A 25,987-nucleotide genomic window follows, 5' to 3' on the forward strand; every position below is an offset into this window, starting at 1 on the left:
ATCCAAGACCATAACCCGGGCCGATCCGTCGGCCCGGGATTATTTTCCGAGGTCCCATGTTACTCAAGACACTCATCACCCGCCTGCTGACGATGATCGTGACCCTGTTCGGGGTTGCTGTCGTCGTCTTTACCCTTGTCCGCGTCGCACCCGGCAACCCGATTGCCATGATGCTGCCGCCCGGCGCCTCGGAAGAGGACATCGCCCGGCTGACGGCGCTATACGGGTTCGACAAGAGCCTCGTGCAGCAGTTCTTCATCTGGCTGGGCGGCGTCGTCCAGGGCGATTTCGGAACCTCGATCACGCTGCGCCAACCGGTGGATCAGCTGGTCCTGTCCCGGCTTCCCGCGACGCTGGAGCTGGCCGCGATGGCGCTGGTTATCGCACTGCTGCTGGGGGGCACCGTCGCCGTGCTGGGCGCGCGCAACCGCGGCACCGGGACCGAGGTCGGGCTGGACCTGACCAGCGGCGCGGTGCTGTCGATCCCCGATTTCCTCTGGGGTCTGATCTTCGTGTTGATCTTTGGCGTGCTCTGGCCGGTCCTTGCGATCTCGGGCCGGATCGACCCGCGGATCGAGTTCGACTTCGCCACCAATTTCTATCTGATTGAAGGCCTACTGCGTGGCCGGTTCGACGTGGTCGGATCGACCCTGTCGCACATGGTCATGCCGGCCATGTCCCTGGCCCTGCCGCTGGCCGCGATGATCGCGCAGCTGCTGAAGCAGAACCTCAAGGGAGAGCTGGTCCAGGACTACGCCACCATCGCACGGGTCCGCGGGTTTTCCGAAACCACCGTGATCCTGCGTGAGGCGCTGCGCAACGCGGCGCTGCCGACCATCGCGCTGGTCGGGGTGCAGTTCACCTTCCTGATCGGCGGCACCGTGATCGTCGAACGGCTGTTTGCCTACGAGGGCCTCGGCAACATGGCCATCGACGCCGTCATCAACCGCGACCTGCCGCTGATCCAGGGGATCGTTCTGCTGTTCGCCGCGATCTTCATCATGATCAACCTCATCGTCGATCTGTCCTATACCCTTCTGAACCCGAGGCTCCGTCATGGCTGAGGCATCCACCGCCCCCCGCGCCCGGCATGGCTCCGGGCTGAACCTGCGGCTCTGGCTGCCGCTCTCCTGGGTCACGCTGCTTGTCGTGGTCGCCGTCTTCGCCCGGTGGATCGCCCCGCATGATCCGCTGGCCCAGGACCTGCTGCTGGAACGCCTGCCGCCCTTCTTCATGTCCGGATCCGAGCCGGGCTATTGGCTGGGCACCGACAGCCTGGGCCGGGATGTGCTGTCACGCATGATCTACGGCGCGCAGATCGCACTGTTCGTCAGCGTCATCGCCGCCTCTGCCACCTGCGTCTTCGGGTCGGTCCTGGGCATGCTGGCCGGCTATTACGGCGGCTGGGCCGAGCGCATCATCTCGCGCCTCGTGGACATCTGGATGGCGTTTCCGCCGGTCCTGTTCGCGGTGCTGCTGGTCGCGGTGATGGGCACCGGCCTGACCTCTGTCATCGCTGCCATCGCCCTGATCGACTGGACCCGCTTTGCCCGCGTGGTGCGGGCCGAGACGCTGGTCCAGACCCGGATGGATTACGTGGACAGCGCCCGGATCGGCGGTGCGCGTCGTGCCTCGACCCTGTGGACCGAGATTCTGCCCAACGTTCTGCCCACGATCATCGCGCTGCTGATGCTGGAAATGGGCATCGCCATCATCGTCGAGGCGATCCTGAGCTTCGTGAACCTGTCGATCTCGACCGACGATCCGACCTGGGGGTCGATGATCGCGGAAGGCCGCAACGCCATCCATTTCGCCTGGTGGGTTCTGCTGTTCCCACTGATCGCTCTTTTCTTCAGCGTGCTGAGCTTCTCGGTGCTGGGTGAAGGTCTGCGTCAACGTTTCGATCCGGTGCTGCAATGACCAGAACTGTCCTTGATATCATGAACCTGACGGTCAACCTGCCGAACCGCACCCGGATTTTGCGCGATGTGTCGCTCAGCCTGGAGCCCGGAGAGGTCCGGGCCCTGGTCGGCGAAAGCGGCGCGGGCAAGTCGATGATCGGCAAGGCCGTTCTGGGCATCCTGCCGCCCAAGGTGCGCATTTCGGAAGGCGAGATCCTTCTCGACAACGAACATCTGGGCGCGATGACCCCGGTCACCCGGCGCAACACGGTGGCGCGGATGTCGGCGCTGATCCCGCAGGATCCGCTCACCGCGCTCAACCCGCTGCGCAAGATCGGGCCGCAGATCGTCGACCCGTTGCGCCGCATCCATGGCTGGAGCGCCGACAAGGCCCGCGCCCGCGCCCTCGAGCTGCTGGACCGCGTGCATATCCGGGCGCCGGAGCGCGTTATGGCAAGCTATCCGCACGAATTGTCCGGTGGGATGCGTCAGCGTATCCTGATCGCCGCCGCCTTTGCCCCGTCGCCCCGCTTGATCGTCGCCGACGAACCGACCACGGCGTTGGACGTGACGGTGCAGAAGGAAATCCTAAAGCTGATCCGCGAATTGCAGCGCGAGACCGGAACGGCCGTGCTTTTCGTCACCCATGACATGGGCGTGGTCGCGAAGATCAGCCAGAAAGTCACCGTGTTGTTTGCCGGCAAGGTGATGGAGGACGCCCCGACCGAGCAGGTCTTCTCCGGTGCCGCCCATCCCTATACCCGCGCCCTGATCAACGCGACGCCCAGTTCGGCCGATCCCTCGCGCAGCTTTACCCCGGTTCCGGCACAGCTGGTGGCGGACCTGCACCGCGAGATCGCCCAAGACGACCACCTCTACATGACGGTGACATCATGACCGCAACACCGTTCTTTTCCGTTCGCAACCTGCACCTGTCCTTTGCCGACCGGGCGCACAAGCCGCTATTCGGTCCTGCGCCACGGATCGAGGTCCTGAAGGGCCTCGACCTCGATATCGGCGAGGGGCGGATCACCGGCATCGTCGGGGAATCCGGGTCGGGCAAGTCGACGCTTGGCCGGGTGCTGGTGCGTCTGCTCGACCCCGATAGCGGCAACGTCATGTTCAAGGGTCAGGACATCGCAGGACTTGACGAAGAGGCGCTGCGCCCGTTGCGTCGCGACCTGCAGATGATCTTCCAGGATCCGATGTCGTCGCTGAACCCGCGCCACAAGGTCTGGCGTATCATCGCGCAGCCGATGAAACGCTACGGTCTGGGCGGGACCCGCGAACAGGCGACCGAGGCGCTGGTCCGTGTCGGCCTGCCGGCCGAGTTCGGCGACCGCTTTCCGCATCAATTGTCCGGCGGTCAACGCCAGCGCGTCGGGATCGCTAGGGCCATTGCAGTCGGTCCCAGCTTTATCCTGGCGGACGAGATCGTGTCGGGCCTGGACGTGTCCAGCCAGGCACATGTGCTGATGCTGCTAAGCAAGCTCGCGAAGGAGATGGGCCTGACCGTCGCCTTCATCAGCCATGACCTGTCAGTGATCCGTCATCTCTGCGACGACGTGATCGTGCTGGACCACGGCGTGATCGTCGACAACGGCCCGGTCGAGCAGGTCTTCGACGATCCGCAATCCGACGTTACCCGCAAATTGCTGGCGGCGATCCCGTTGCCGGAAATGGACGATACCTGGTTCGAGCGCTGATCAGGCGCTCGCCCTCAGGCCGTGGAATCGTGACCGGGCATAGACCAGCGACTGACGTTCGGGGGCGAGACAGACCTCGACGATGCGGCCGATAAAGACGGAATGACTGCCCACGGTGTTCTGTCCGTCCACCACGCAGGAGATCGAGGCCAGGGCCGAGGTCAGCCGGGGCTGGCCGCCACGGCATTCGATCCAATCGCCCTCAAGGAACTTGTCGGCCCCGACCACGCCGGTCGCCCCGGCAAAGCGCAGGGCGAGGTCCTGATCCTCGTCGGACAGGAGCTGCACGCTGAACCGCCCGTTTTCCGCAATCGCGTCGCAGGTTCCGCTGGAGGTATTCACGCAGACCATGAGGCTGGGCGGGCTGTCGGTGAGCGAGCAGACCGCCGTGGCGGTCAGACCACGGCGATCACCGCCAGCGCCGGTGGTGATCAGTGTGACCGCACCGGCAAACAGCCCCATGGTGCTGCGGAATTCATCCTTCGAGATCATGTCGGGCAGGTCGGTTGGCGTGGTCATGTCAGGCCTCCATCTGTGTCAGGAGCAGCTCGTAGAGCCATGTGAGGGCAGCGTCGGATGAGAAGGCTTGTCCGACCCAGAAACTTACGTCGAATGTAGGAACGCCGAAGGGCAGTTCCAGATGATCGAATTCCCTGTGCCGGTTCATCATCCGACAGACTGAATGCGGGAACAGAGCCACGAAATCCGTCCGCCGAAGGATCTCGGGCACGATGGTGAAATGGTCGAGCTGCGCCACCGTGCGATAGCGTATCCCGAGGTCGTCGATGAACTGCCGTGCCATCCGGTAACCGGTCGCGTCGCGGCCCACGTCGATGAAGCTGAGGCCGGCAAAGGACTCGGCTGTCCAGGGCTGGCGGGTCAGCGGGTGATCGGCCCGGAACAGGCAGACGATCTTGTCGTTCAGAACCGGGCGCGCGACGGCGCCGGTCTGTTCAAGGCCCGGCTGATATCCGATCGCGGCATCGACCCGACCCGTCCGCAACGCGGCGCCCAGGTCATCCGGCGCGATGCGCATGGATTGCACGCTGGCCTGCGGGGCCACCGAATGCAGCGCCGCGATCAGCCGGGGCAGGATCACGTATTCGCCGGTATCTGTCATCGCCACCCGGAACTGCCGGTCCGACGTTGCCGGTTCGAACTGCCGCGAGGCCTGCATCGTGTCGCCGACCAGTCGCATCACCTGTTCGAAGGCGGGGCGCAGGGCGATAGCGGTCTGCGACGGCTCCATCCCGTTGCCCACCCGCACGAAGAGCGGATCACCGAATTCATCCCGCAAGCGCCGCAAGGCGTGGCTGACCGCGGGTTGGGTCAACCCCAGCCGGTTGGCTGCCTGGGTCAGGTTGCCGCTCTCGCTGATCGCAAGGAACACCTTGATCAGGTTCAGATCGAAGCGATGCAGCGCGGCGTTGTCCATGGCGGGCGTCCGGTCCCCTTGAATCAGGGATAGCCGCGCGGCGGTTCCAGCCCGGCCAGAACGCGTCCGGCCGATTCCATCGTCATGTCGGTCACGGCGGCATGCTGGGTCACCACCATCGCGTCGCGCATGTGGCGCTGCATCTCGCTTTTCTTGCTAATGACGCCCATGCCGGAAATCCGGTAGGCCTTCTGGACGATGGCCGCACCCTTGTGCGCCGCATTGGTCGCGCTGATGCGCAGCAGGTTGGTCTGGTCCAGTGACACCGGATCACCCTTGAGCAGGCTGTCCCAGGCCTCTTCCGCCGCCTCGTAGAAGAACGCACGGGCCGAGCGCAGATCGGCCTCGCATTCGGCCAGGCCGGACAGGAAGTAACCTCGGTCGCACAGGCGCGAGTGGCCTACCATGATCTTGGCCGCGCCGGACACGGATTTGGCATATTCGATGGCCGCCCGCGCCAGGCCAAGATTGCAGGCAGCGTGGACCTGCGCCTGGTAGGCCAGCGCCGGATATTTATAGAGCGGTTCGTCGATCACGCCGGGCGCGCCGCGCTCGCAGATCCACATGTCGGAATAGAACTTGTCGGTGACCTTTGTGTCGTGGCTGCCTGTGCCCTGCATGCCCGAGACGTCCCAGGTTTCGATGATCTCGACCTCGTCTGCCGGGGCGACGGCCATCATCACGGTCGGCACGTCATCGGGGCCTGCGCCTTCGGCATGTCCCGCGATGCCGACGCCGATCCAGTCCGCACCCATGCAGCCGGAGGCGAATTTCCACTGGCCGGTGACGTTCCAGCCGCCATCGACGCGCGTTGCCTCCTGCACCGGGTGCAGACCGCCGGCGAAGACCTGGTCAGGGCCGTTCGCATACATGATTTCCTGCGCTTCGACCGGCAGAGCGGCGGTATAGGTGTTGGCAGACCCGAAGGCCGACACCCAGGCGGCAGAGCCGTCGACGGTGCCGATCTTGTCGACCATCTTGAGGAAATGATGCGGGGCCATCGCATCGCCACCGAACATCGTCGGCGTGGCGGAACGGAAGATTCGCGCCTTCTTCATCAGGTCTATGACGTCGCGCGGAATGTGGCGGATGGTTTCGAACTGGTCGCGGCGGGCCTTGATCTCGGCCAGGAGGGTTTCGAATTCAGGGGTTTCCGTCAGTTTGGAGAAATCGACGGTCTCTGCCGCTTCGGCGCTTTTCAGCGGTGTCTTCTCTGCGATGGTCATGTTGCGTTCCCTTGCTGGATCATCAAAACCTGCGACGCAGATGTCAATTACACAAATTCATAATCCTAATTCAGGATATGCGGAATAGTTATACCTACGCCATAACCCCAAGAATAACGCGCGCTGTGGCCGTTGACCTGCGTAAGCAGCGAACCATCTCTCTCGGGACATGCACGATCTTTGGGCGCGGTTGAGACAAGTCTGTCGCCCGAAAGTCATATTTGCTTCGCACCTAAACAAAATGGGTTTGGGTGTATCCTGCTGCCAAAGAGCGCCATTTTCGCCCTAAATCCCAGATTTCCTGTTACATTGTCCAACCAGGCCAATGCCAACTTGACTCGCTCCGTGCGATTTTACTTTATACTTGAAATACTTTTCCGACTCGCTATCCTGAAATCATCAAACAGGGAACCATTAGCCATGAAAATCGCTGTACTGGGTGGAGGCCCTTCCGGTCTCTATTTCGCGATCTCGATGAAGCTGCGGGACGCATCGCACGACATCACCGTCTACGAACGCAACCGGCCCGACGACACGTTTGGCTGGGGTGTCGTCCTGTCGGACGAGACGATGTCGAACTTCGACGAAAACGATCCGGTCAGCGAAAAGATGATCCGGGATCACTTCGCCTACTGGGACGACGTTAAGGTTGTCCGCGGCGACGAAAGCATGACCTCCGGCGGGCATGGCTTCTGCGGTATCGGCCGCAAGGACATGCTGCTGCTGCTGCAGAAGCGCGCCAAGGATCTGGGCGTCAATATCGAGTTCCAGAAAGAGATCACGCCGGACGCCATCGAAGAGCTGCGCCGGGACAATGATCTGGTCGTCGCCTCGGACGGCCTGAACTCGAAAACGCGGTCGCTTTATGCCGACGAGTTCAAGCCCGAGATCGACACCCGCATCAACCATTTCGTCTGGCTGGGCACGCATCAGAAATTCGACGATGCCTTCACGTTCATCTTCGAAAAGACCGAACACGGCTGGATCTGGGCACATGCCTACCAGTTCGACGACGACACCGCGACGTTCATCGTGGAATGCGGCCCCGAGGTCTACAAGGCCTTCGGCTTCGACACGATGAGCCAGCAGGACAGCATCGCACTGTGTGAAAAAATCTTCGCCAAGCACCTGGGCGGCCACAGCCTGATGACCAATGCCAACCACGTCCGTGGGTCGGCCTGGATCCAGTTCCCGCGCGTGACCTGCGAGAACTGGTATTTCGAGAATGTCGTGCTTCTGGGCGACGCCTCGGCCACCGCGCATTTCTCCATCGGGTCCGGGTCCAAGCTGGGCATGGAATCCGCCATCATGCTGGCCGACGAACTGAGCAGCGACAAGCCGCTGCAGGACGCGCTGCAAAGCTACCAGGACGAGCGCAAGCTTCAGGTGCTGCGCGTGACCTCCGCCGCGCGGAACTCCACCCAGTGGTTCGAGGAAATCGAGCGTTACATCGACCTCGACATGATGCAGTTCAACTATGCCCTGCTGACCCGGTCGCAGCGGATCAGCCATGAGAACCTGCGCCTGCGGGATCCGGAATGGCTGGCCTCGGCCGAGGCCTGGTTCCAGGCCCGCGTGGGCAGCAATTCGACCCGCAGTCCGATGTTTGCCCCGTTCAAGCTGCGCGACATGGAGCTGAAGAACCGCGTCGTCGTGTCCCCGATGGCCCAGTACAAGGCGAAGGACGGCATGCCGACCGACTGGCATTTCGTGCATTACGCCGAACGCGCCAAGGGCGGTGCTTCGCTCGTCTTCACCGAAATGCTGTGTGTCAGCATGGAAGGTCGGATCACCCCGGGCTGCCCCTGCATCGGGCCGGAGCAGGTTGATGCCTTCACCCGCCTGACCGACTTCGTGCACGAGGAAACCGACGCCAAGATCTGCGCCCAGATCGGGCATGCCGGCCGCAAGGGGTCGACCCGACTGGCCTGGGACGGCATCGACAAGGCGCTGCCCGAGGGTGAGAACTGGCCGTTGCTGTCGGCCTCGGCCATTCCGTTGATGGAAGGCAACGTCGTGCCCAAGGCGATGGACCGTGCCGACATGGACATGGTCAAGGACCAGTTCATTGCCGCCGTCAAAGCCGCGAAAGACGCGAACTTCGACATGATCGAGATGCACGCGGCCCATGGCTACCTGCTGGCCTCCTTCATCTCGCCGGTGACCAACAAGCGGGACGACGAATATGGCGGATCGCTGGAAAACCGCATGCGCTTCCCGCTGGAAGTGTTCGAGGCGATGCGCGCCGAATGGCCCGAGGACAAGCCGATGACGGTCCGTATCTCGGCCCATGACTGGATGGGCGATGACGCGGTCACTCCGGACGAGGCCGTGAAGATCGGCAAGATGTTCAAGGATGCCGGTGCGGATGCGATCAACGTGTCCTCCGGCCAGACCGACAAGGCGGAACAGCCGATCTATGGTCGCATGTTCCAGGTTCCCTTCGCCGACCGCGTGCGCAACGAGATCGATCTGCCGACGCTTGTGGCCGGCAACATCTATGAACCGGATCACGTGAACTCGATTCTCATGGCCGGCCGCGCGGACCTCGTTCTGCTGGCCCGTCCGCACCTGGCCGATCCGTACTGGACCCTGCATGCCGCGGTCGAGCTGGATGACCAGGAACAGGCATGGCCCGCGCCCTACGAGGGCGGCAAGCGCCAAGCGTATACCCTGGCAGAACGCGCACGGGCCATGGCGACATGAGCCTCGCCGGTAAAACGGCATTCGTCACGGGTGGCGGCTCCGGCGTCGGGGCCGCCATCGCGTCTGCGCTGGCCGCCGAAGGCGCCAGCGTGACGATCTGCGGGCGCAGGCAAGCCCCGCTGGACGACATGGCCGCCAGGCATCCTGGCATCACCGGCACGGTCTGCGACATTACCGACGAAGCCGCCATTTCGGACGCAATCGCCAAGGCCACCCCGGATATCGTGATCGCCAATGCCGGCGCATCGGAAAGCGCGCCGTTCACCCGGACCGAGCTGGCCGCATTCCAGCGCATGGTCGACGTGAACCTGACCGGCACCTTTCTGACCCTGCGCGAGGGCGCGAAGGCGATGAAGGACAAGCCTTGGGGCCGTCTGATCGCCATCGCCTCGACCGCCGGGCTGAAGGGCTATCCCTATGTCGCGCCCTATGCCGCCGCAAAGCATGGCGTCGTGGGCATGGTGAAATCCGTCGCGCTGGAACTGGTGCGCAAGGGGATCACCGCCAATGCCGTCTGCCCCGGTTTCCTGGATACCGAAATGACGGAACAATCGATCACAAACATCGTCGAAAAGACCGGCCGCACCCGGGAAGAAGCCCGCGCCTCGCTGGAAGCGACCAACCCGATGCACCGGCTCGTTCCGCCCGAAGACGTCGCTCAGGCCGTTCTATGGCTGTGCGGGCCGGGCAGCGACATGGTCACCGGCCAATGCATTTCCGTGTCTGGAGGCGAAACATGACCGAGCGGTTCGTCCTCAGCCGCCAGATCGAGTTCAACCATTGCGACCCGGCCGGCATGGTTTTCTACCCGCGCTATTTCGAAATGATCTCGGCCACGGTGGAACGTTTTCTCGCCGACGAGATCGATTATGGCTGGACCACGATGGGCGCGAGTACCGGCGGCTTCGGCACCCCTATGGGGCAGATCGACGTCCGGTTTTCCAATCCGTCCTACCTGGGTGAGTGGCTGGATTTCAGCCTGGTGATCAAACGGCTTGGCCGCGCGTCGGCCACGTTCGAGATAACCTGTAGTGGCGATGGCAAGACACGGTTTGTCTGCAACGCCACGATCGTGCATGCGGAAACCGGTGGCGGCAAGTCGCAGCCCTGGCCGGATGCCGCGCGTACCCGTATGACCCGTTTCCTTGATGCATCAGAAGACCCCGAGATGAGGACACCCGCATGACCGCCCTGACCCCCCATACTTTCCTGCAACCGGACGGCTGGGTGCCCGCAAAGGGCTATGCCAATGGGATCCTGGCAGAGGGCCGCATGGTGTTCACCGGCGGGCTTGTCGGCTGGAACGAAAACCAGGAATGGATCGAGACGGATATGGTCGGGCAGTTCCGCCAGACCCTGAAGAACATCGTCGCCGTCCTGGCCGAGGCGGGTGCCAAGCCCGAACACCTTGTGCGGCTGACCTGGTACATCACTGACAAGGCCGAGTATAACAACAACCTCAAGGCCTTCGGCGCCGCCTATCGCGAGGTTATCGGCCGCCACTTCCCCGCCATGGCCGTCGTGCAGGTCGTCGCCCTGATGGAAGACGAGGCCCGGGTCGAGATCGAGGCCACCGCGGTCGTCCCCGAGGCATGATCCCAGGCGCTCCCCTAGCGGGAGCGTCGCAAGAACGCCACGTCGACAAGGCCGTGTGGCCCTGACAGGGGGCCGCGCGGCCTTTACTCATCGGTTCGAATGGTTGATACCCGAAATAACGCATCTTAAAATTGTGAGAGGTCGCGGTCCATGGAAGACACGGCACCGAATTTTCAGCACTCCGACCGGATCGCGGTCGACCGGCTTCGTCTGTGGCTGCAGATGCTGAAGGCCGTTCGTCATGTCGAGGGCGTGCTGAGAGAGCGGCTTCGTTCGGGCTATGACACGACCCTGCCGCGCTTCGACGTGCTGGCCGCGCTGCATGCCCAGCCCGAAGGCATGAAGATGAGCGAACTGTCCCAGCACCTGATCGTGTCCAATGGCAATGTCACCGGCGTGGTCGACCGACTGGTCGCCGATGGCCTCGCCGAACGGCAGAGCCTGGCCACCGACCGCCGCGCCATCGTCGTCCGCATCACCGAAACCGGCCGCGCCCTGATGGATGACATGGCCGCCGCACACATGACCTGGATCAACGATATGTTCGGCAGCGTGTCCGAGGCCGACGCGGCCCGCGGCATGTCGATCATGCTGGATATCCGTCACGGCACCCAGACAAGCGACGAGAAGCAATCCGCCACGGGCTGACGCTTCTCGGAAACCCCCCGGTGATGTCTGACAGCGCGGTCACCTGACGCTGCTTCATGGCAGCGTACCAACCGGTTTGGTGGTTTTCAGGCTGTCTGCTATCCTTCCGCCATTGGTAATTTGGATCCGGCCCTGAAACGCCGGGCTATTTCGCATGACGGATGGCAGGTTCCCCTTGGTACTGGCGGCATGGCTGGTCCTTCCCGTGCAGCTCCACGCGCAACCCGCGGGCGAGCTTGTCCCCGTTCCGCCAATCCCGACCACGCCCGGCGTCATGTTGGACACCCCCGCACCGATCATCGTGCCGCCGACCGTTTTGCCCAGCCCCGGCATCAGCGTGCCCGACATTGCCATGCCGACGATTCCCGAGATGCCCGACGTGAACGGCCAAGGCTGGACGGGCGACCCGGTCGGGCTGCAACTGCGCTATTCCGCCGAGGTCGCGTTGTCGTCGTTACGGATGCAATTCGAACTCAGCAGCAAGTCCTTCGACCTCTGGCTGGGGCAGGAAGACCCGATCGCAAGTCGGGTCGAACCGTGGCGTCTGCGTCATCGTGAAATCCTGGCAGAGCTTCATGCACAACTGGCCGCCCATTCCCCACCAAAAACCGATCGCGTCGACACGGAGAACCTTAAGGCTCTGCTCGAGCAGGTCAAACAGGACGGCCTTCGGATGGAGGAAACCTTCAAACATGTCGACGCACGGCTGGATGCCCTGGCGGACCGGCGCGTTGCGTATTGCGAGGCGCAGCGGACGGACCTCTTCATGGGCTGCATGCATTTCGAGCCCGAACCTGTCGCGGCCATCCCCGCAGGCCCGGATATTCTGGGTCTCTTCGACCAGACGCTGATCCGGACCTTCAACTTCGGCACCGTCACCCCGGTAGAGCTGACGGTGCTGACCTTTGATGAGGGTCGGTGGATTCGGTCGGAGGACCCGCAACTGCGCTACGGCAAACCCTTCCTGGTGGAGGTGGAATTCGACAAACCGACCAGCGCGAGATTTTTCGAAGTACCGCTGCGCTATTCCGAGGATCGCAGCCGCAGCGTCCGTGTCTTTGCGACATCGGACGCGCCGGAGATTTTCCGCTCGGGCCCCGTCATCCTGGATGATCCGAAGAGGAAGGAATGATGCGCCCCGTTATCCTTGCCTTGCTTGGAACGCTGCTTGCGGGCTTGCCCGCCATTGCCAATCCGGTGACCGAAGCGCGGGCCGCTTACCTGGCAGAGGACGCGCGGCAGGCTGATCTTGCGAAACGGATCAGGACGCTTGAGCAGCAGATCGAGGAAGCCGAGACGCGACAGAAGACACTGACCCAGACACGCGCCGATCTTGTCGCGCGGGTAGAGGTGCAGCGTGACAAGCTGCTGCAACTGGATACCGGCTATGCCGGCGCCATCCGCTGGCGCGGCCGCGAGCAAGCGATCCTCCAGGGCCGCTGGAAGGAGATGCTCGATAACCCCCGCGTCTTTGCACGGGCCGAGGTCAATCAGACCCGCCAGGCGCTGGCCACCCTGTCGACAGAGATAGCCGAACTGACCGCCAAACGCGCCGCGCTGCGCCCGGAGTTGGACAAGCGGAACGAGGCGTTGCAAGCGGCGGAGTTGGACGCGGATCACACAGCCGAGGTTACCAGCCTGGATGCCGACATTTTTGACATGCGGACGCGGCTGGACCTGCTGCGTCGGGGGGTGGCCGACAGCCTGAAGGCGCAGGAGGCCGCGTTCGAAGCATTCCGCACGGCCTCGGACGAGACGTTGCCGCCGGTTGTCGACAAGGTCCGCGTGATCGGGCCAGACGGTGTGGTCTTCGAAGCCGCCTGGGCACCCGACACCCTGCCGCAGAAGGCCGCAGACCGGTACTGTGGCTTGCCGCCCGTGAAGGGCAGCAGCGCCGAAACAGCCCCGGCCGATCCCGCACAAATGCGACTTGCCCGGGACATGGCGGAGATGGAGGCGACGCGGCGCACGGCCGAGGACACGATCAAGCGCAATGACGAGGTCATCGAGGAGCTGACCAAGCAGATCCGGGCCTACAACGACCAACAGATCGCTTTGAACACCCGCTTCGCGACGCTCTACAAGGAAATTGGCGAGTTGGAAAACACCAACCTCGCGATTGCGACCGTCATCGATATCGGCGTCGTCATCGCCGAGGTCGCCCTGACCGGCGGCGCGGCGACCGTGGCGCGCAAGGGGGCAGAGCTGGGCGTCGATGCCCTGGGCAAGATCACCGCCCGCGAATTGCGAAAACAGGTGGGCGACCGGGTCAGCCGCCAATTGCACGGCAAGGCGATCGACGTGGCGCGCCGCGAATTCCTGGACGAAGCCAGCCGCCGCACCCGCATCACCGTGCAGATCCGCGGGGCCGAAGCGATCCGTAAGGAGGCAGCAGAACTGTTCGATGACGTCGCGCAGGAGGCCTTTCGCGAACACCTGAACAAGCTGACAACGGCTACGGTGGGCCGCGCCCTTGTGCGCAAGAAGGTCGCGGCGATGGCGGCCGATGCCGCGCCAGCCATGCAAGGAACGGCCGGTCTGCGCGCCGCCAAGAGCCTGGCAACCGATACGGTCGAGGGCGGGTTCGACAAGCTGGTCGGGTTCGCGGCCTACAAGGGCTACGAAAGGCTGCAGGCCTCGGGCAAGGATTGGAAGCGCGTCGCGACGGGTCTGCGCAGTCTCAAGCCGAACACGTTGCGTGATCTGGTGCCGGACAGCCCGGCGGATGTGGTAGGCATCGTCGGGGCGACCGCAAAGGCCGCCTTTGCATATAGTGTCGGTTTGGAAATCGACGAACGAACGCGCGAGGCCGCGACGATCACGGCGCAATACGGTGCCATCTACAAGATCAACGAAGAGATGTTCGTGAACCGCCTCGAATTGCGGAAAAAGAACTCTGAACTGGCCGATATGTCGGCCCGGGCGGAGGAAGAGCTGAATGCGATCCGAAAGGGGCTGCGCACCAATCGCCGGCTGGTCATCCTGGAAGATGCCGGGTTGAGCGACATGGACGCGGCACATCAGCTGGAGGTCACGTTCTCCAAACCGCTTGGACAGGCACCGCAGCTGAACGTTGGCGGGATCGCTTTGACGGTCGAGGGTCAGGGCCCGGTCGGTAGCACCGTCTGGACCGCTGCGTTGCCGATGGAGCGGTTGAAGGACCGGACGGAGGAACAGAGCATCGCGATCGAAGGCGAAGATGCAGGTGGGCAAGGCGTCGACAGCTCTCCGGCCAGCCTGAACCTGCCGAAACTGTCGGAGGACGGCATGCACTTCTACGATCCGGGCATCGACGAATGCTATCGCCTGCCGATCAAGCCGGGGGATCCGCTGATCCTTGAATTCGAGGGGCTGAAAGCCGAATTCAAGATCCGGTAGATGGACCCCCAGCTGACGCCGTTTCGGCTCTATTGGGGCGCCACGCCGCCCATGACACCGTGCCCCTGATGGCGCGCGATTGAAATTCGCGGTGACGAGGGCTACAGAACCCCCAGACCGCAAAGGATATCGCGCGTGACCAACCATCTTTACAAACGTGACCTGCCCGAGGGGCTGGATCTTGGGCCCGTCGTGGCGATTGATTGCGAGACGATGGGTCTGAACCCGCATCGCGACAGGCTCTGCGTGGTGCAGATGTCGGGGGGCGACGGCCATTCGCATATCGTGCAGATCGAGAAGGGTCAGACCGAGGCCCCGAACCTCTGCGCGATGCTGACCGATGCAAAGGTACTGAAGCTGTTCCACTTCGGCCGTTTCGACATTGCCGCGCTGTTCAACACATTCGGCGCGCTGACCGCTCCGGTCTATTGCACCAAGATCGCCAGCCGGCTGGTGCGGACCTACACGGACCGCCACGGACTGAAGAACCTGACCCAGGAGTTGATCGGTGTGGACCTGTCCAAACAGCAGCAGAGCTCTGACTGGGGGGCGGCAGACCTGACGGACGCGCAACTGGATTACGCGGCCTCCGACGTTCTCTACCTGCACCGGTTGCGCGAAGAACTGGACAAGCGGCTGGCCCGCGAGGGCCGCACCCATGTGGCGCAGGCCTGTTTCGATTTCCTGCCGATGCGCGCGCAGCTGGACCTGATGGGCTGGCCCGACACCGACATCTTCGCCCATTCATGAGCGCCGCCACCGATACCGCCCGCCGGGTCATCCGGACCGAGGCCGACGCCCTGACAACCCTGGCCGACACGATCGACGGCGGCTTTGAAGAGGCCGTGCAGGTAATGCTGGCCGCCAAGGGCCGGATCATCGTCTGTGGCATGGGCAAATCTGGGCATATCGCGCGCAAGATCGCGGCCACCCTCGCCTCGACCGGGACGCCCGCGCAATTCGTGCACCCGGCAGAGGCAAGCCATGGCGATCTGGGCATGCTGACCAAGGACGATGTCGTTCTGGTCCTGTCCAATAGCGGCGAGACGCCGGAACTGGCCGACGTGATCGGCTATACCCGCCGGTTCCACATCCCGATGATCGGGGTCGCTTCGCGCGCCGGATCGACGCTGCTGCAACAATCCGACATCGCGCTGGTCCTGCCCCCCGCGCCCGAGGCCTGCGGCACGGGCGTGGTTCCGACGACCTCGACGACGATGACGCTGGCCCTTGGCGATGCGCTGGCCGTGGCGCTGATGGAACATCGCCAGTTCACGGCCGAGCATTTCCGCGAATTCCACCCCGGCGGCAAACTGGGCGCCATGCTGAGCCGTGTGCGCGACCTGATGCATCGCGACGCCGCGCTGCCACTTGTCACCGGCGACACGCCCATGGCCGAGGCACTGCTGGAAATCAGCCGCAAGGGCTTTGGCGTGGTCGGCGTGACCGATGCCGATGGTCGTCTGACCGGGATCATCACCGATGGTGACCTTCGTCGCCACATGGAAGGCCTGCTGGATCACAAAGCCGCCGAGGTCATGACGGCCGCCCCCCGCACCATCGCCCCCGATGCGCTGGCCGAAGAGGCCGTAGGCGTCATGAACGATCGCAAGATCACCTGCCTCTTCGTGCTGGACCCGGATGGGGACGGCGCTGCCGAAGGGCTACTGCACATCCATGATTGCCTGCGGGTCGGACTGGGCTGATGGCCAGATCGCAGGACGGCTATTCGCGGCTGGTCGGATGGTTGAAGATCGTTCTGCCGCTGGGCGCGCTTGCGCTGCTGTCGACGGTGTTCCTGTTGTCGCGCACGCAAGAGGCCACCCAGGACTTGCCCTATGCCGAGGTCGAGGTCGGCGATGACGGGCTGGTGGAAAGGGTTCTGAACCCGACCTTTGCAGGCGCGACGGAGAATGGCGACCTGATCGCCTTTGTCGCCGAAACCGCGCGGCCCGTCGGCCAGGGACTGAACCGGTTGCGGGCGATGGAGTTCAGCGGACGTGTCGACCTGACCACCGGAAGCTCGATCACCTTCGAATCCGACACTGCCTTCGTCGACCAACCCGAGGACGAGGCGCGACTGACCGGCAGCGTGGTGATCGCCTCATCAACCGGGTACCGCGCGGAAACCGAAGCCCTGACCACCAAACTGACCCGTATCCAGGCTGAAACAGACGGGGAAGTCGTGGCGACCGGCCCCTTCGGCCGCTTCACAGCCGGTAAGATGGTCGTGACCACGATCGGGAACGGGCCTGACGTGGACATGGTTTTCACCGACGGCGTTAAGCTGATATACAACTCGAGGTCTGAGTGAGGATTTTAGGATGAAACGCATTTCCCTGGCCTTGGCGAGCCTTATGGTTCTCCTGCCTGTCCTCGCTCTGGCGCAGGCGACGGCCTTCGGCTCCGGTGGGGCCGATCCCGATGCGCCCGTCGAGGTGGAGAGCGACAGCCTGAGCGTCAACCAGGGCGATGGCACCGCCGAATTCATGGGCAATGTAGTGATTATCCAGGGAGATATGCGCCTGGGCGCGCCCCGGGTCCTTGTCGTCTACGACGAAAACGGCGAACGCATCCAGAGGCTGGAAGCCACCGGCGGCGTGACGCTGGTATCCGGTGAGGACGCAGCCGAAGCGGAACGGGCGGATTACGATATCGACAACGGCATGGTGGTGATGCGGGGCAATGTTCTTCTGGTTCAGGGTGAGTCGACCCTTGAATCACAGCAGATGACGGTCGATCTGAACGCCGGTACGGCGCAGATGGACGGGCGTGTCCGGACGCTGCTGAACCAAAGGAACTGACCTTGGCCCGACCCGACCTTCAACTTCATACCGGCGATCAGGGATTGCGCATCGACCATCTGCGCAAATCCTATCGCAAGCGCGTCGTGATCCGCGACGTGACGATGAAGGTCGACCAGGGCGAGGTTGCGGCCCTTCTGGGACCGAACGGATCGGGCAAGACGACGACCTTCTACGCTGTTGCGGGCCTAGTCGTGCCCGAGGGCGGCAAGGTCACCGTGGACGGGCGCGATGTGACCAGCCTGCCGATGTATCGGCGGGCCCGGCTGGGTATCGGCTACTTGCCGCAGGAAATGTCGATCTTTCGCGGCCTGTCGGTCGAGGACAACATCTCGGCGATTCTCGACATCACCCATGCGGACCGTCACAAGCGGCGGGAGCGGCTGGAAGAGCTGTTGTCCGAGTTTTCGATCGAGCATCTGCGCCGCGCCCCAGCCCTGGCCCTGTCGGGTGGTGAGCGACGCCGGGTTGAAATTGCCCGCTGCCTGGCCGCGGATCCGAAATACCTGCTGCTGGACGAACCTTTTGCCGGGGTCGACCCGATCTCGGTCGCGGATATCCGCCACCTTGTCGCCGATCTGAAGAAGCGGGGAATCGGTGTCCTGATCACCGACCACAACGTGCGTGAAACGCTCGAAATCGTCGATCGCGCCTATATTCTGCACGATGGCAAGGTCCTGATGTCGGGAACGCCGGACGAAGTGGTGCAAAACGAGAACGTGCGCCGGGTCTACCTGGGCGACAGCTTCCGCATTTCCTGAGATTCGCTGCGCCGCGGCGCGAACTCCTGCAATCTCTTGCCAACCATCGCGCATGAGATCCATTGACAGGTGCCGCCACACTCCCTTCATATAGAGGTATGACAGGCCTGCATCCGCTCCTGATCCTTCAGACAGTTTTCTTGCGAAAATTGCGCGAGATCAACGAGATGCGCCTGTTTTTCCGTAGCATTCGAACCTGAATTCCGGGGGCTTTCCGCGCCCGGTTCACGTGCGAAGTGTAAAGAAAAGGAGACGGAATGCGTTACGAAGTCACTGGTAAGCATATTGATGTGGGCGAGGCCCTGCAGACCCACGTCCGAACGGAGCTTGGGTCGGTCATGGAGAAATATTCTCAGCGCCCCACCGACGCCACCGTCATCTTTTCCAAGTCCGGCCACGAATATGTCTGCGAGGCCACGGTTCACCTCAGCTCTGGGCTGAATGCCGCCGCCAAGGCACATGCCACTGAAATCTATGGCGCTTTTGACGATGCTTGCGAGAAAATGGACAAGCAGTTGCGCCGCTACAAGCGCCGGTTGAAGGACCATCACAAGGCACGCTCGGAACCTGTTGAACTTTTGGGTGCCTCCTCGTATATCCTCGCCGCGGAGCAGGACGACGTGGAAGCCGAAGCCGAAACACTGCAGCCGATCATCGTGGCAGAGATGGAGACCAAGATCCCCTCTCTTAGCGTTGGTGAAGCGGTGATGCAGATGGAGCTTGCAGGTGCGCCGGTTCTCGTGTTCCGAAACGAGGGTAAGGACGGGGTCAACGTCGTATATCGCCGCGATGATGGCAATATCGGCTGGATCGACCCGCGCAACTGAGCAGACGGGGCCGAAGGGGGCCCCTTAAGCTCCACGGTAGGGTACATGAATCTTTCAGAGATCCTGAGACCCGAGGCAATCAAGGTGGTTGCCTCGGCGTCGTCGAAGAAGCGTTTGTTGCATGACATCGGCGAGCTCGCCCATGGTGTCTATGGCTACGACTCCACCCTCGTGATCGAGGCGTTGATGGAGCGTGAGAGCCTGGGCCCGACCGGCGTGGGCAATGGCGTGGCCCTGCCCCATGCGCGCCTGGCCGAGGTGACCGACATGTCGGCCGCCTTCATTCTGCTGGAAAAGCCCGTGAATTTCGACGCGGTCGACCGCCAGCCCGTCGACGTCGTGATGGCCTTGTTCGCGCCCGAAGCCGCAGGTGTGGAACATCTGAAGGCGCTGGCGCTGGTGTCACGTACCCTGCGCAGTGCCGACCTGTGCAACAAGCTGCGGGCGAACCATGATCCGGCGACGCTCTATGCTCTGCTGACGCAGGATCAGAATACCCAGGCTGCCTGACGGTAGCTCATTGGTCCTGACGGCCCCGCGCTCGGGTCAGGACCGTTTCCAGGGGCCATATCCGAACATCATGTAATCCCGCGTGTAGACGGAGTTCACCTTCTGCTCGATCTCGTCGTCATAAACGGCGTGAAGCGGATGCGGTGTGTCCTCGGGCGCGGCATCTGGGGCCGTGGGCGACGGATGGCCGACCATCTTGGCCAGCATCGGCAATTGCGTCTGCATGTCTTCTTCGCGCACGACCATGTCCGGCAGCGCGAAGGTGGCGGTGCCTTCTATCACCACGCATTGCGAGGCCCAGGTCTGATCGATCCGGATCGAGGTCTGCCCGGCCAAGTTGGCCTGCAGGAAATCCAGGAACAGCTTGAACGCCTCGCGGTGCTGGTTGAGCGTGTAGGTCCCCTTGTCGTTCCGCGCCGGGATCGGCAGTTTGTATTTCTGCCGAAGGGTCTGGCGGATTTCACCGAAGGACCCTTTCCCGGTACTGACGATCCGGTTGCAGAACACCGAATGGGCCCGCGCGACAGGATGCCGGATAACGCTGAAGGACCGATGCCCCTTGTTGCGGCGTTTCCACTGCCGCAGCGTCCGCTGGGTGAATTTCGCGGTCAGATCACCGGGTTCGGCAGAGTCGAGATCGGACAGCCAAAGCTCGATCTGGTGGTCTAGCTCACCACGGACGGGAATGTAGAGCAGCGGCGTCTGCACGGCCGCCAGATACGCCGGAACGTTGGCGCCACGGCGGGGTTCGAAATTCGGTGTCCGGTTCAGGTTGAACCGGTCAAGACGTGCCAGCGCCGCCTCCATCTCGGGGAAGTTTTCGACCTTTTCCGACACGGGCGCAGGATTCTGGCGTTTGAGCTTGTCATCCAGTTTGTCCAGCTGATCCGCCTGCCCCAGCCAGCTGGCCAGCCCGTTCATCACCGCGACATCCTGCAGGTCTTCATACGCCACGTAGAACGCCGTCTGCCCTGTGGTCTGCAGTGCATTCAACAGACGGACCTGGAAGTTTTGCAGGTTCTGCATGTGGGTCTGGAATTCGTCGGCATCGAATTCAGCCTGGGCATCCTTGCGGCGGCGCACATCGGTCAGTTTCCACTGACCCGTCGCCTGCGCGATCTTCCAACTGACATAGCTGTCGACCGGGTTGCGCGTCAGCACGATCTTGGCGCAGCGGGGATCCTTGAGCGCGATGTCCAGAACCCGGAGGTCGTGGTCATGGAAGAAGCGGAAACCACACAGCCCGTCGGCGGCCTTGATCGTGTTGATCAAGTGTTTCGGGTCCGCCTCGCGTTGATCCATGGTGACGCCAAGGCAGTCATCCTTGTTCGGATAGCCGATGAAATGCGGGTTGAACGCTTCGCCCAGGCAGGACAGGCCGGGAAAGGCATTCAGGTTCGCTTCCAGGAAATTGGATCCTGTCCGCATTTCGGCGAAGACGATGAAATAGTCGAAATCCGGCATTTATTTCTTCACCAAGTAGGGTTTGCGTTGTCGGCTGGGCGGGATCGCATCCAGGTTCGGTTCCACTGGAAAATCGCCCATCAGATAGGGGTGCATGCCCTGGTTCTTGAGGTTCTGCAGGAATTGCCCAAATCCCGCGAGGTTCACCATCTTCGGCGCCTCGCTGAGGCGGCGGGCATTCTTGGCACCCAGATCGTCGATGATGTTCTGCAAAGGCTCCATCGGGGCTTCGACAAATTCGGCCATGGTCCAGATGCGTGTACGGGCCTTGCAATGGGTCGAGCGTAGCTTGTCCAGGAACAGCGTTTCGATCTTCTGCAGGGCTGCGGCTTCGGCGCGCAATTCCGAGAAATTGCGGTTCGACATGAAGAGCGGCACGGCCCAGGCACCGGAAATGACAGAGATCTGCGCATTGGGATCACGCGCCATTGTCCAAGCGGCTTCCTGGTTGTCACTGGGGCCGAACTGGAAGCACTGGCGTTCCCCGCGCGTGTTCCAGATCAGGTTCGTCAGGAAGGAGCGGGGCCGGTAATCACGGATCGCCGCACTAGCACTGAGCGCGCCATGGATCACCGGCTGGTCGGCGGAAAATTCGACCCTATTCCGCGCATAGACATGGCCATGCACCTTGCAGCCCGTCGACCGGGCGAGCCATGCCTCGAAATCCTCGAAGAGCTCGGAAAAGCCCTGAAAGACGGAATACTTGGCCCCGGTGAGCCCGTTCTCCCAACTGGGATGCGGGAACCGCGACTGCATGTAGAGGCCGGGTCGTCCGCGCGTCCGCCGCTCGACCGCCTTGGAAAAGATGCGGTCAATCTTGCCCGGGTTGGGTTCGGTCCGTTTCAACGCGTGATCCGCGTCGGTCAGAAAGGCATCGTAGAGCCGGTTCGCCTTGGGCCAGATCTTGCGCGCGACGAAACAATCGGAGCGGCGCAGCAACTGCAGGTGGTCGTCGTAGAAGATATGCGGTTTGCCCTGGAAATCGAACTTCGACAGGGTCAGGGACCGGCTTTCGATATGGGTGGAATAGAGCCGCGAGAGCGTCTGGAAATAACTTTCGTCCGGGATCCAGACGCGGCGGAAGAACGTGTCATAGGCCGATCTTTCCGGGTCTTCGAGAATCGCGGAGAGCGTCTGGCGGGTCAGGCACCACCATTGCGACCCCATATGCGGCACGATCCCGTGGGGCATGCGCCGGCGAATTCCGAGACGCCGCTGCAATTCGACATAGCGATCGAAGAGGAAACGGTTCTTCTTCCACGCAAAGGGGAAGCGCAGGGTAAATCGTTCACTGTCCAGCCCGCCCACGGTCCAGGGGACGTCGGCGGTGGTGGCGCTTTCGATGAAATCGGTGCGGGGACGATCGGAAAGGTAGTCGATCAGCTCCTGCACCGGGCGCAATGGCAGGCAGGAACCAGAGGCCAGGTAGACATGCCGCACCTCGGGAAATTCACGCAGCATCATCTCGCTCGCGGACTGGGTGGCGGCCACGATGCCCCAGGTGCCCCATTCACAGCGATGGCGTTGCGAAAACTTGATGATCGGAACGTCGGACAGCGCCTTGCGGAACTTCTGGAACGTCTTGCGGGGCACATTGACGTCGGCATGGATCACGACCGGACAGCCCGACGCCGCCCAATGCCGCGCCACCTGTTCGGCACGCCCGAGCGCCGTATGGACCAGCATGACGATGCCGACGCTGCTCATGCCCAGTTCCCCTTGGACATGAGCCCGAGAATCTCAAGCTGGCGCCAGTTGATGTATTTTTCGGACCACTTGCACCAAAGCTCTGGATCGTCGCGCATCAGGTCAGCATAGGCGCGGTATTCGACCGAAGCAGCGTAGTGCTGCTTCCTCTCCAGTTCTTCCTTGGCCTTGGCGCTGAACGTGTCCAGGAACTTGGTGTGCAACAGCAGGCCACTGGCCTTTTCGCCGCCCCATTCGTCATAAACCTGGTTCAGACCGCGCGGTAACAGCATGTGGGTCGAGCTGACGAAGGCATAGCGGCGGTCCCATTTCACCAGCGGGATCTTGTTGAGCGCGGGGGCCTTGGCGGGGTCTTCCGGGAAGAAGACCCGCATCCGAGGACCACCCTGGATCCACAGGTTGCCAAACCGCGCGTTCTTTTGGATCAGGTAATTGCCGCTGTCGAACCAAGAGGCGATTTCCAGCGGGTTCTGCCCCTCGATATAGGGTTCGGCGTCGATACGGCCCTTGGGGTACATGTCCAGCAGCATCGCGGCGAAGGATTTGATCGACGACGCGTCCAGCCAGTCGGTCAGCGCCTGGATGGGGCGCGTGTCACAGAACGGGTAAACGAAGAATTCATCGGGATCGACAGTCAGCGTCCAATGGCCATGGCCGTAGCGCATCAACAGCCAGTTGATCCAATCCATGCCGAAGCGCGCGCGCTTATAGCCCTTTGCCGTGTGCCAGACCGAACAATCGGGCTGATCGGCGAGGTAGGCAGCGGTGCCGTCATCACTGTCATTGTCGACGAACAGGAAGTGCTGCACCCCGAGGTCGCGGTAATATTCGAGGAAATAGGGCAACCGCACCCGTTCGTTCCGGGCTGTACAGAACAACAGCATGTCGTTGCGCCGGATTTGGCGCGTGCGATTGGCAACAGATTTGAGTTCGCGCCTTTTGCGAACGGCACGTATCAGCCAGCGACGGCGTTGCACCCGAAGGCGATATGACGAAACAAAGCTCAACGCCCGCCCTTCTCGACCAGTGGCACCGGTTCCTCGGGGTCGGCCATTATCAGATCATCTTTAAGACAATCTTGAAATGCTCTTCCCAAGTCGGGGGTTGGAAATCCTCCATCCCCTTGGCGCCTGCCTGTCTGTCCTCAATCAGGCTCTTAACGGCCTCTTTCCAAGAATAGCTGTCGTCGGGCGCCAGGTAAACTGGCAAATCTTTCAAGACCTCGTAAACAGACGGAAGATTCGTACTGACAACAGGGGTCTGAAGGGCGGCGGCCTCGATCGGTGGCAGGCCATAGCCTTCGGCAAAACTGGGGAACAGCAGCGCCTGTGAGCGCGCCAGCAGCGCAGCAACGGCGCGGTCGTTAAGGTCGCCCCATTCAAAGACATCGCGCCCCATCATCGGGGAATTGTCGAGCTTGTTGAAAACCTTTTCGTTCAACCAGCCGCGTTTACCGCAGATGCCCAGAACGGGTTTCGGGCCATCCGCCTCGCTCCAGTTTTCCCAGATATCGAGTAGCAACGCGTGGTTCTTGCGCGGCTCGATCGTGCCGACGGTCAGAAACAGCGGTCGGTCCGGCGGAAGGTCGGCCGGCAACGCGACCGGATCGGGACGCGGCTGTTCGACCCCCAAATGGGCGACATGAATCGGAGGAATGTGAATGGGTGGATGCTTGTCGTCATCCTCCTCGTCGTCGTCTTTCTTCTTCCGGTCCTGCTTGGCGATACGGATCATGTTCCGTTCGACGTCCGCCGCGGTCTTTTCTGAGTTCACGATCACGAGGTCCGCATAATCCATGACGCGGCGAAGCTGACCGCGGAACCGCGAGACGGAATCAGCCCGGCAATAGTCCGGAAAATCCAACGGGATCGTGTCATGCAACATGACGGTGATCCGCGACCGGCCACTTTCCGACACCGCCTTCAGCGTGTTGTCCGTCAGATTGGAATGACCGATATTGAGGTAGGTGAAGCCTTCGGGGATATCCTCGAGCAGCTTTGCCAGGTTCTTGCCCATGACCTTTGAATGCGCCAGCCGCCAAAGATCGCTTTGCGCCTTGCGCTGATCGGTAGAAAGGTTACGGGCGAACAACGTCAGCAGCTTGGGCGACCCCCAGGGCGTGCGCCCCCGCAGACGGTGAAAAAACGACGTCATGCCGTTCCGGTCCAGCAGCACATAGCCCATGGCCACACGTGCAAGCCCCCAAAGCGGCGTCTCGCGTTCCAGTAATTCGCGGATATAGGCAAGCTCTACCCGGTCGACACCAGTTGGCAGACGTCCCGCGCGGCTGGCCAGACGCGTGATGTCCAGCAGTCGCACGGGGGGGACGCTATTTTTCGTAGTGGCCACTCTGATGCCACCGCCACGCATCGGCGATCATCTGGTCCAGCGTCGACCGGGTCGGGCTCCAGCCCAGTTCGGACTTGGCCCGGGTAGACCCGGACACCAGCTTGGTGCAGTCGCCGGGCCGTCGCGGCCCTTCCTTGTAAGGCACGGCCCTGTTGGTGACCGTACGGGATTGATCGATCACCTCACGCACCGAAAAACCGGACCCGGTGCCGAGGTTGAAGACGCGGCTACGCTTGCCGCCGGACAGCCACCGGAGACCCAGAACATGCGCATCGACCAGGTCACAGACATGGACGTAATCGCGGATACAGGTGCCATCGGGAGTATCGTAATCGGTACCGAACACCGTCAGGGCGTCACGCTTGCCGTCGATGGCGTCCAGCATCAGGGGGATCAGGTGGGTCTCGGGGCGATGATACTCTCCCACCTCGCCATCCGGATCGGCCCCCGCCACGTTGAAATACCGGAAGATCACGTGACGCAGCCCGAAGGCGGCCTCGAAATCGCGCAGCATGTCCTCGATCGCGCGCTTGGACGCGCCGTAGGAATTGATCGGCTGCTGGACGCTGTTTTCATCCAGCACCACGTTGTCCTGATCGCCATAGGTCGCGCAGGTCGAGGAAAAGACGAAGTTCATGCAACCCGCCTCGACAGCCGCCTCGATCAGGTGGCGGGACCCCTCGACATTGTTGCGCCAGTAGAGGCCCGGGTTGGTCATGCTTTCGCCGACGAGGCTGAGAGCGGCGAAATGCATCACCGCAATCGGTTCGTACTTGGCGAAAACGGAATCCAGACGCGTGCGATCCAGCAGGTCGCCTTGTTCGAAGGGCCCGAACTTCACCGCATCGGACCAGCCGGTCACGAGGCTGTCATAGGTGACCGGTTCGTATCCGGCCGCTCTCAGGGCTTTGCATGCGTGCGAGCCGATATAGCCCGCACCGCCCGTCACCAGAACACGATCCATACCCT

The 25,987-nt window shown here is 62.5% G+C and carries 26 protein-coding genes; 18 read left to right on the forward strand and 8 right to left on the reverse strand.

Annotation, left to right across the window (positions count from 1 at the left end):
• Window positions 1-56: 56 nt before the first annotated feature.
• The 4 genes from ATO9_RS07150 to ATO9_RS07165 are packed head-to-tail and all read left to right on the forward strand — an operon-like array spanning window position 57 to window position 3,607.
• Window positions 57-1,064 carry an ABC transporter permease gene (locus ATO9_RS07150; RefSeq protein ID WP_043747202.1) on the forward strand — a complete coding sequence of 336 codons (1,008 nt, stop codon included), beginning with the start codon at window positions 57-59 and terminating at the stop codon, window positions 1,062-1,064.
• Window positions 1,057-1,920 (forward strand): ABC transporter permease, encoded by an 864-nt coding sequence (locus tag ATO9_RS07155; RefSeq protein WP_043747205.1) that lies wholly within the window; start codon window positions 1,057-1,059, stop codon window positions 1,918-1,920. Before ATO9_RS07150 ends, ATO9_RS07155 begins: the two co-directional genes overlap by 8 nt.
• The gene (locus ATO9_RS07160) at window positions 1,917-2,798 is read left to right on the forward strand and encodes an ABC transporter ATP-binding protein (RefSeq protein ID WP_043747207.1); all 882 of its coding nucleotides are present in this window, start codon (window positions 1,917-1,919) and stop codon (window positions 2,796-2,798) included. The genes ATO9_RS07155 and ATO9_RS07160 overlap by 4 nt, the downstream gene beginning before the upstream one ends.
• Window positions 2,795-3,607: an ABC transporter ATP-binding protein gene (locus ATO9_RS07165; protein ID WP_043747208.1), complete on the forward strand. Its 813-nt coding sequence runs from the start codon at window positions 2,795-2,797 to the stop codon at window positions 3,605-3,607. The genes ATO9_RS07160 and ATO9_RS07165 overlap by 4 nt, the downstream gene beginning before the upstream one ends.
• Here ATO9_RS07165 and ATO9_RS07170 read toward each other — a convergent pair whose 3' ends face one another.
• From ATO9_RS07170 to ATO9_RS07180, 3 genes are read right to left on the reverse strand one after another with little or no spacing between them, the layout of a single operon-like run.
• Window positions 3,608-4,126 (reverse strand): flavin reductase family protein, encoded by a 519-nt coding sequence (locus ATO9_RS07170; protein ID WP_052418152.1) that lies wholly within the window; start codon window positions 4,124-4,126, stop codon window positions 3,608-3,610.
• A 1-nt stretch (window position 4,127) separates the two neighbouring features.
• Window positions 4,128-5,042 (reverse strand): LysR family transcriptional regulator, encoded by a 915-nt coding sequence (locus tag ATO9_RS07175; protein ID WP_043747209.1) that lies wholly within the window; start codon window positions 5,040-5,042, stop codon window positions 4,128-4,130.
• Between the two features lie 23 nt (window positions 5,043-5,065).
• A complete protein-coding gene (locus ATO9_RS07180; RefSeq protein WP_081979480.1) occupies window positions 5,066-6,268 on the reverse strand; it encodes an acyl-CoA dehydrogenase family protein in 1,203 nt (400 codons plus the stop codon).
• Window positions 6,269-6,688: 420 nt separating this feature from the next.
• Here ATO9_RS07180 and ATO9_RS07185 point away from each other — a divergent pair, with 420 nt between their 5' ends.
• The 14 genes from ATO9_RS07185 (at window position 6,689) to ATO9_RS07250 (ending at window position 19,498) form a co-directional block, all read left to right on the forward strand.
• The gene (locus ATO9_RS07185; RefSeq protein WP_043747211.1) at window positions 6,689-8,974 is read left to right on the forward strand and encodes a bifunctional salicylyl-CoA 5-hydroxylase/oxidoreductase; all 2,286 of its coding nucleotides are present in this window, start codon (window positions 6,689-6,691) and stop codon (window positions 8,972-8,974) included.
• The gene (locus ATO9_RS07190; protein ID WP_043747213.1) at window positions 8,971-9,714 is read left to right on the forward strand and encodes an SDR family NAD(P)-dependent oxidoreductase; all 744 of its coding nucleotides are present in this window, start codon (window positions 8,971-8,973) and stop codon (window positions 9,712-9,714) included. Before ATO9_RS07185 ends, ATO9_RS07190 begins: the two co-directional genes overlap by 4 nt.
• Complete coding sequence (locus ATO9_RS07195) at window positions 9,711-10,160, forward strand: acyl-CoA thioesterase (protein ID WP_043747214.1); 450 nt, start codon at window positions 9,711-9,713, stop codon at window positions 10,158-10,160. Before ATO9_RS07190 ends, ATO9_RS07195 begins: the two co-directional genes overlap by 4 nt.
• Window positions 10,157-10,570 carry a RidA family protein gene (locus tag ATO9_RS07200; RefSeq protein WP_043747216.1) on the forward strand — a complete coding sequence of 138 codons (414 nt, stop codon included), beginning with the start codon at window positions 10,157-10,159 and terminating at the stop codon, window positions 10,568-10,570. Before ATO9_RS07195 ends, ATO9_RS07200 begins: the two co-directional genes overlap by 4 nt.
• 150 nt (window positions 10,571-10,720) lie before the next feature.
• Window positions 10,721-11,218 (forward strand): MarR family winged helix-turn-helix transcriptional regulator, encoded by a 498-nt coding sequence (locus ATO9_RS07205; protein ID WP_052418153.1) that lies wholly within the window; start codon window positions 10,721-10,723, stop codon window positions 11,216-11,218.
• 154 nt (window positions 11,219-11,372) lie between these two features.
• Window positions 11,373-12,350 carry a hypothetical protein gene (locus tag ATO9_RS07210; RefSeq protein WP_043747218.1) on the forward strand — a complete coding sequence of 326 codons (978 nt, stop codon included), beginning with the start codon at window positions 11,373-11,375 and terminating at the stop codon, window positions 12,348-12,350.
• A complete protein-coding gene (locus tag ATO9_RS07215; protein WP_156127812.1) occupies window positions 12,347-14,596 on the forward strand; it encodes a coiled-coil domain-containing protein in 2,250 nt (749 codons plus the stop codon). Before ATO9_RS07210 ends, ATO9_RS07215 begins: the two co-directional genes overlap by 4 nt.
• Window positions 14,597-14,731: 135 nt before the next feature.
• Complete coding sequence (locus ATO9_RS07220; RefSeq protein ID WP_043747221.1) at window positions 14,732-15,346, forward strand: ribonuclease D; 615 nt, start codon at window positions 14,732-14,734, stop codon at window positions 15,344-15,346.
• A complete protein-coding gene (locus ATO9_RS07225; protein WP_043747222.1) occupies window positions 15,343-16,302 on the forward strand; it encodes a KpsF/GutQ family sugar-phosphate isomerase in 960 nt (319 codons plus the stop codon). The genes ATO9_RS07220 and ATO9_RS07225 overlap by 4 nt, the downstream gene beginning before the upstream one ends.
• A complete protein-coding gene (lptC, locus tag ATO9_RS07230; RefSeq protein ID WP_043747223.1) occupies window positions 16,302-16,910 on the forward strand; it encodes an LPS export ABC transporter periplasmic protein LptC in 609 nt (202 codons plus the stop codon). The genes ATO9_RS07225 and lptC overlap by 1 nt, the downstream gene beginning before the upstream one ends.
• Window positions 16,911-16,920: 10 nt before the next feature.
• Entirely contained in the window at window positions 16,921-17,400 is a 480-nt protein-coding gene (locus ATO9_RS07235) for an LptA/OstA family protein (protein WP_043747224.1), read from the forward strand.
• A gap of 2 nt (window positions 17,401-17,402) precedes the next feature.
• Window positions 17,403-18,161 carry an LPS export ABC transporter ATP-binding protein gene (lptB, locus tag ATO9_RS07240; RefSeq protein WP_043747225.1) on the forward strand — a complete coding sequence of 253 codons (759 nt, stop codon included), beginning with the start codon at window positions 17,403-17,405 and terminating at the stop codon, window positions 18,159-18,161.
• A 257-nt stretch (window positions 18,162-18,418) separates the two neighbouring features.
• Entirely contained in the window at window positions 18,419-18,988 is a 570-nt protein-coding gene (gene hpf, locus ATO9_RS07245; protein ID WP_043747226.1) for a ribosome hibernation-promoting factor, HPF/YfiA family, read from the forward strand.
• A gap of 45 nt (window positions 18,989-19,033) precedes the next feature.
• Window positions 19,034-19,498, forward strand: a complete 465-nt coding sequence (locus tag ATO9_RS07250; protein WP_043747227.1) for a PTS sugar transporter subunit IIA — start codon at window positions 19,034-19,036, stop codon at window positions 19,496-19,498.
• A gap of 36 nt (window positions 19,499-19,534) precedes the next feature.
• On the opposite strand, the gene ATO9_RS07255 is transcribed toward ATO9_RS07250, so the two are convergent.
• Genes ATO9_RS07255 through galE form a run of 5 tightly spaced genes read right to left on the reverse strand, consistent with a single transcriptional unit; the run spans window position 19,535 to window position 25,982 of the window.
• Window positions 19,535-20,962, reverse strand: a complete 1,428-nt coding sequence (locus ATO9_RS07255) for a sulfotransferase family 2 domain-containing protein (RefSeq protein ID WP_043747228.1) — start codon at window positions 20,960-20,962, stop codon at window positions 19,535-19,537.
• On the reverse strand, window positions 20,963-22,669 hold the full coding sequence (locus ATO9_RS07260; protein ID WP_043747229.1) for a DUF5927 domain-containing protein: 1,707 nt from the start codon (window positions 22,667-22,669) through the stop codon (window positions 20,963-20,965). It lies immediately after the preceding gene.
• Window positions 22,666-23,676 (reverse strand): glycosyltransferase family 2 protein, encoded by a 1,011-nt coding sequence (locus ATO9_RS07265; protein WP_043747230.1) that lies wholly within the window; start codon window positions 23,674-23,676, stop codon window positions 22,666-22,668. The genes ATO9_RS07260 and ATO9_RS07265 overlap by 4 nt, the downstream gene beginning before the upstream one ends.
• A gap of 49 nt (window positions 23,677-23,725) precedes the next feature.
• Complete coding sequence (locus ATO9_RS07270) at window positions 23,726-25,039, reverse strand: glycosyltransferase family 4 protein (RefSeq protein ID WP_081979481.1); 1,314 nt, start codon at window positions 25,037-25,039, stop codon at window positions 23,726-23,728.
• On the reverse strand, window positions 24,999-25,982 hold the full coding sequence (galE, locus tag ATO9_RS07275) for a UDP-glucose 4-epimerase GalE (protein ID WP_043747231.1): 984 nt from the start codon (window positions 25,980-25,982) through the stop codon (window positions 24,999-25,001). The genes ATO9_RS07270 and galE overlap by 41 nt, the downstream gene beginning before the upstream one ends.
• Between the last annotated feature and the right edge of the window lie 5 nt (window positions 25,983-25,987).

This window comes from Pseudooceanicola atlanticus (genome assembly GCF_000768315.1).
Lineage (GTDB): Bacteria > Pseudomonadota > Alphaproteobacteria > Rhodobacterales > Rhodobacteraceae > Pseudooceanicola > Pseudooceanicola atlanticus.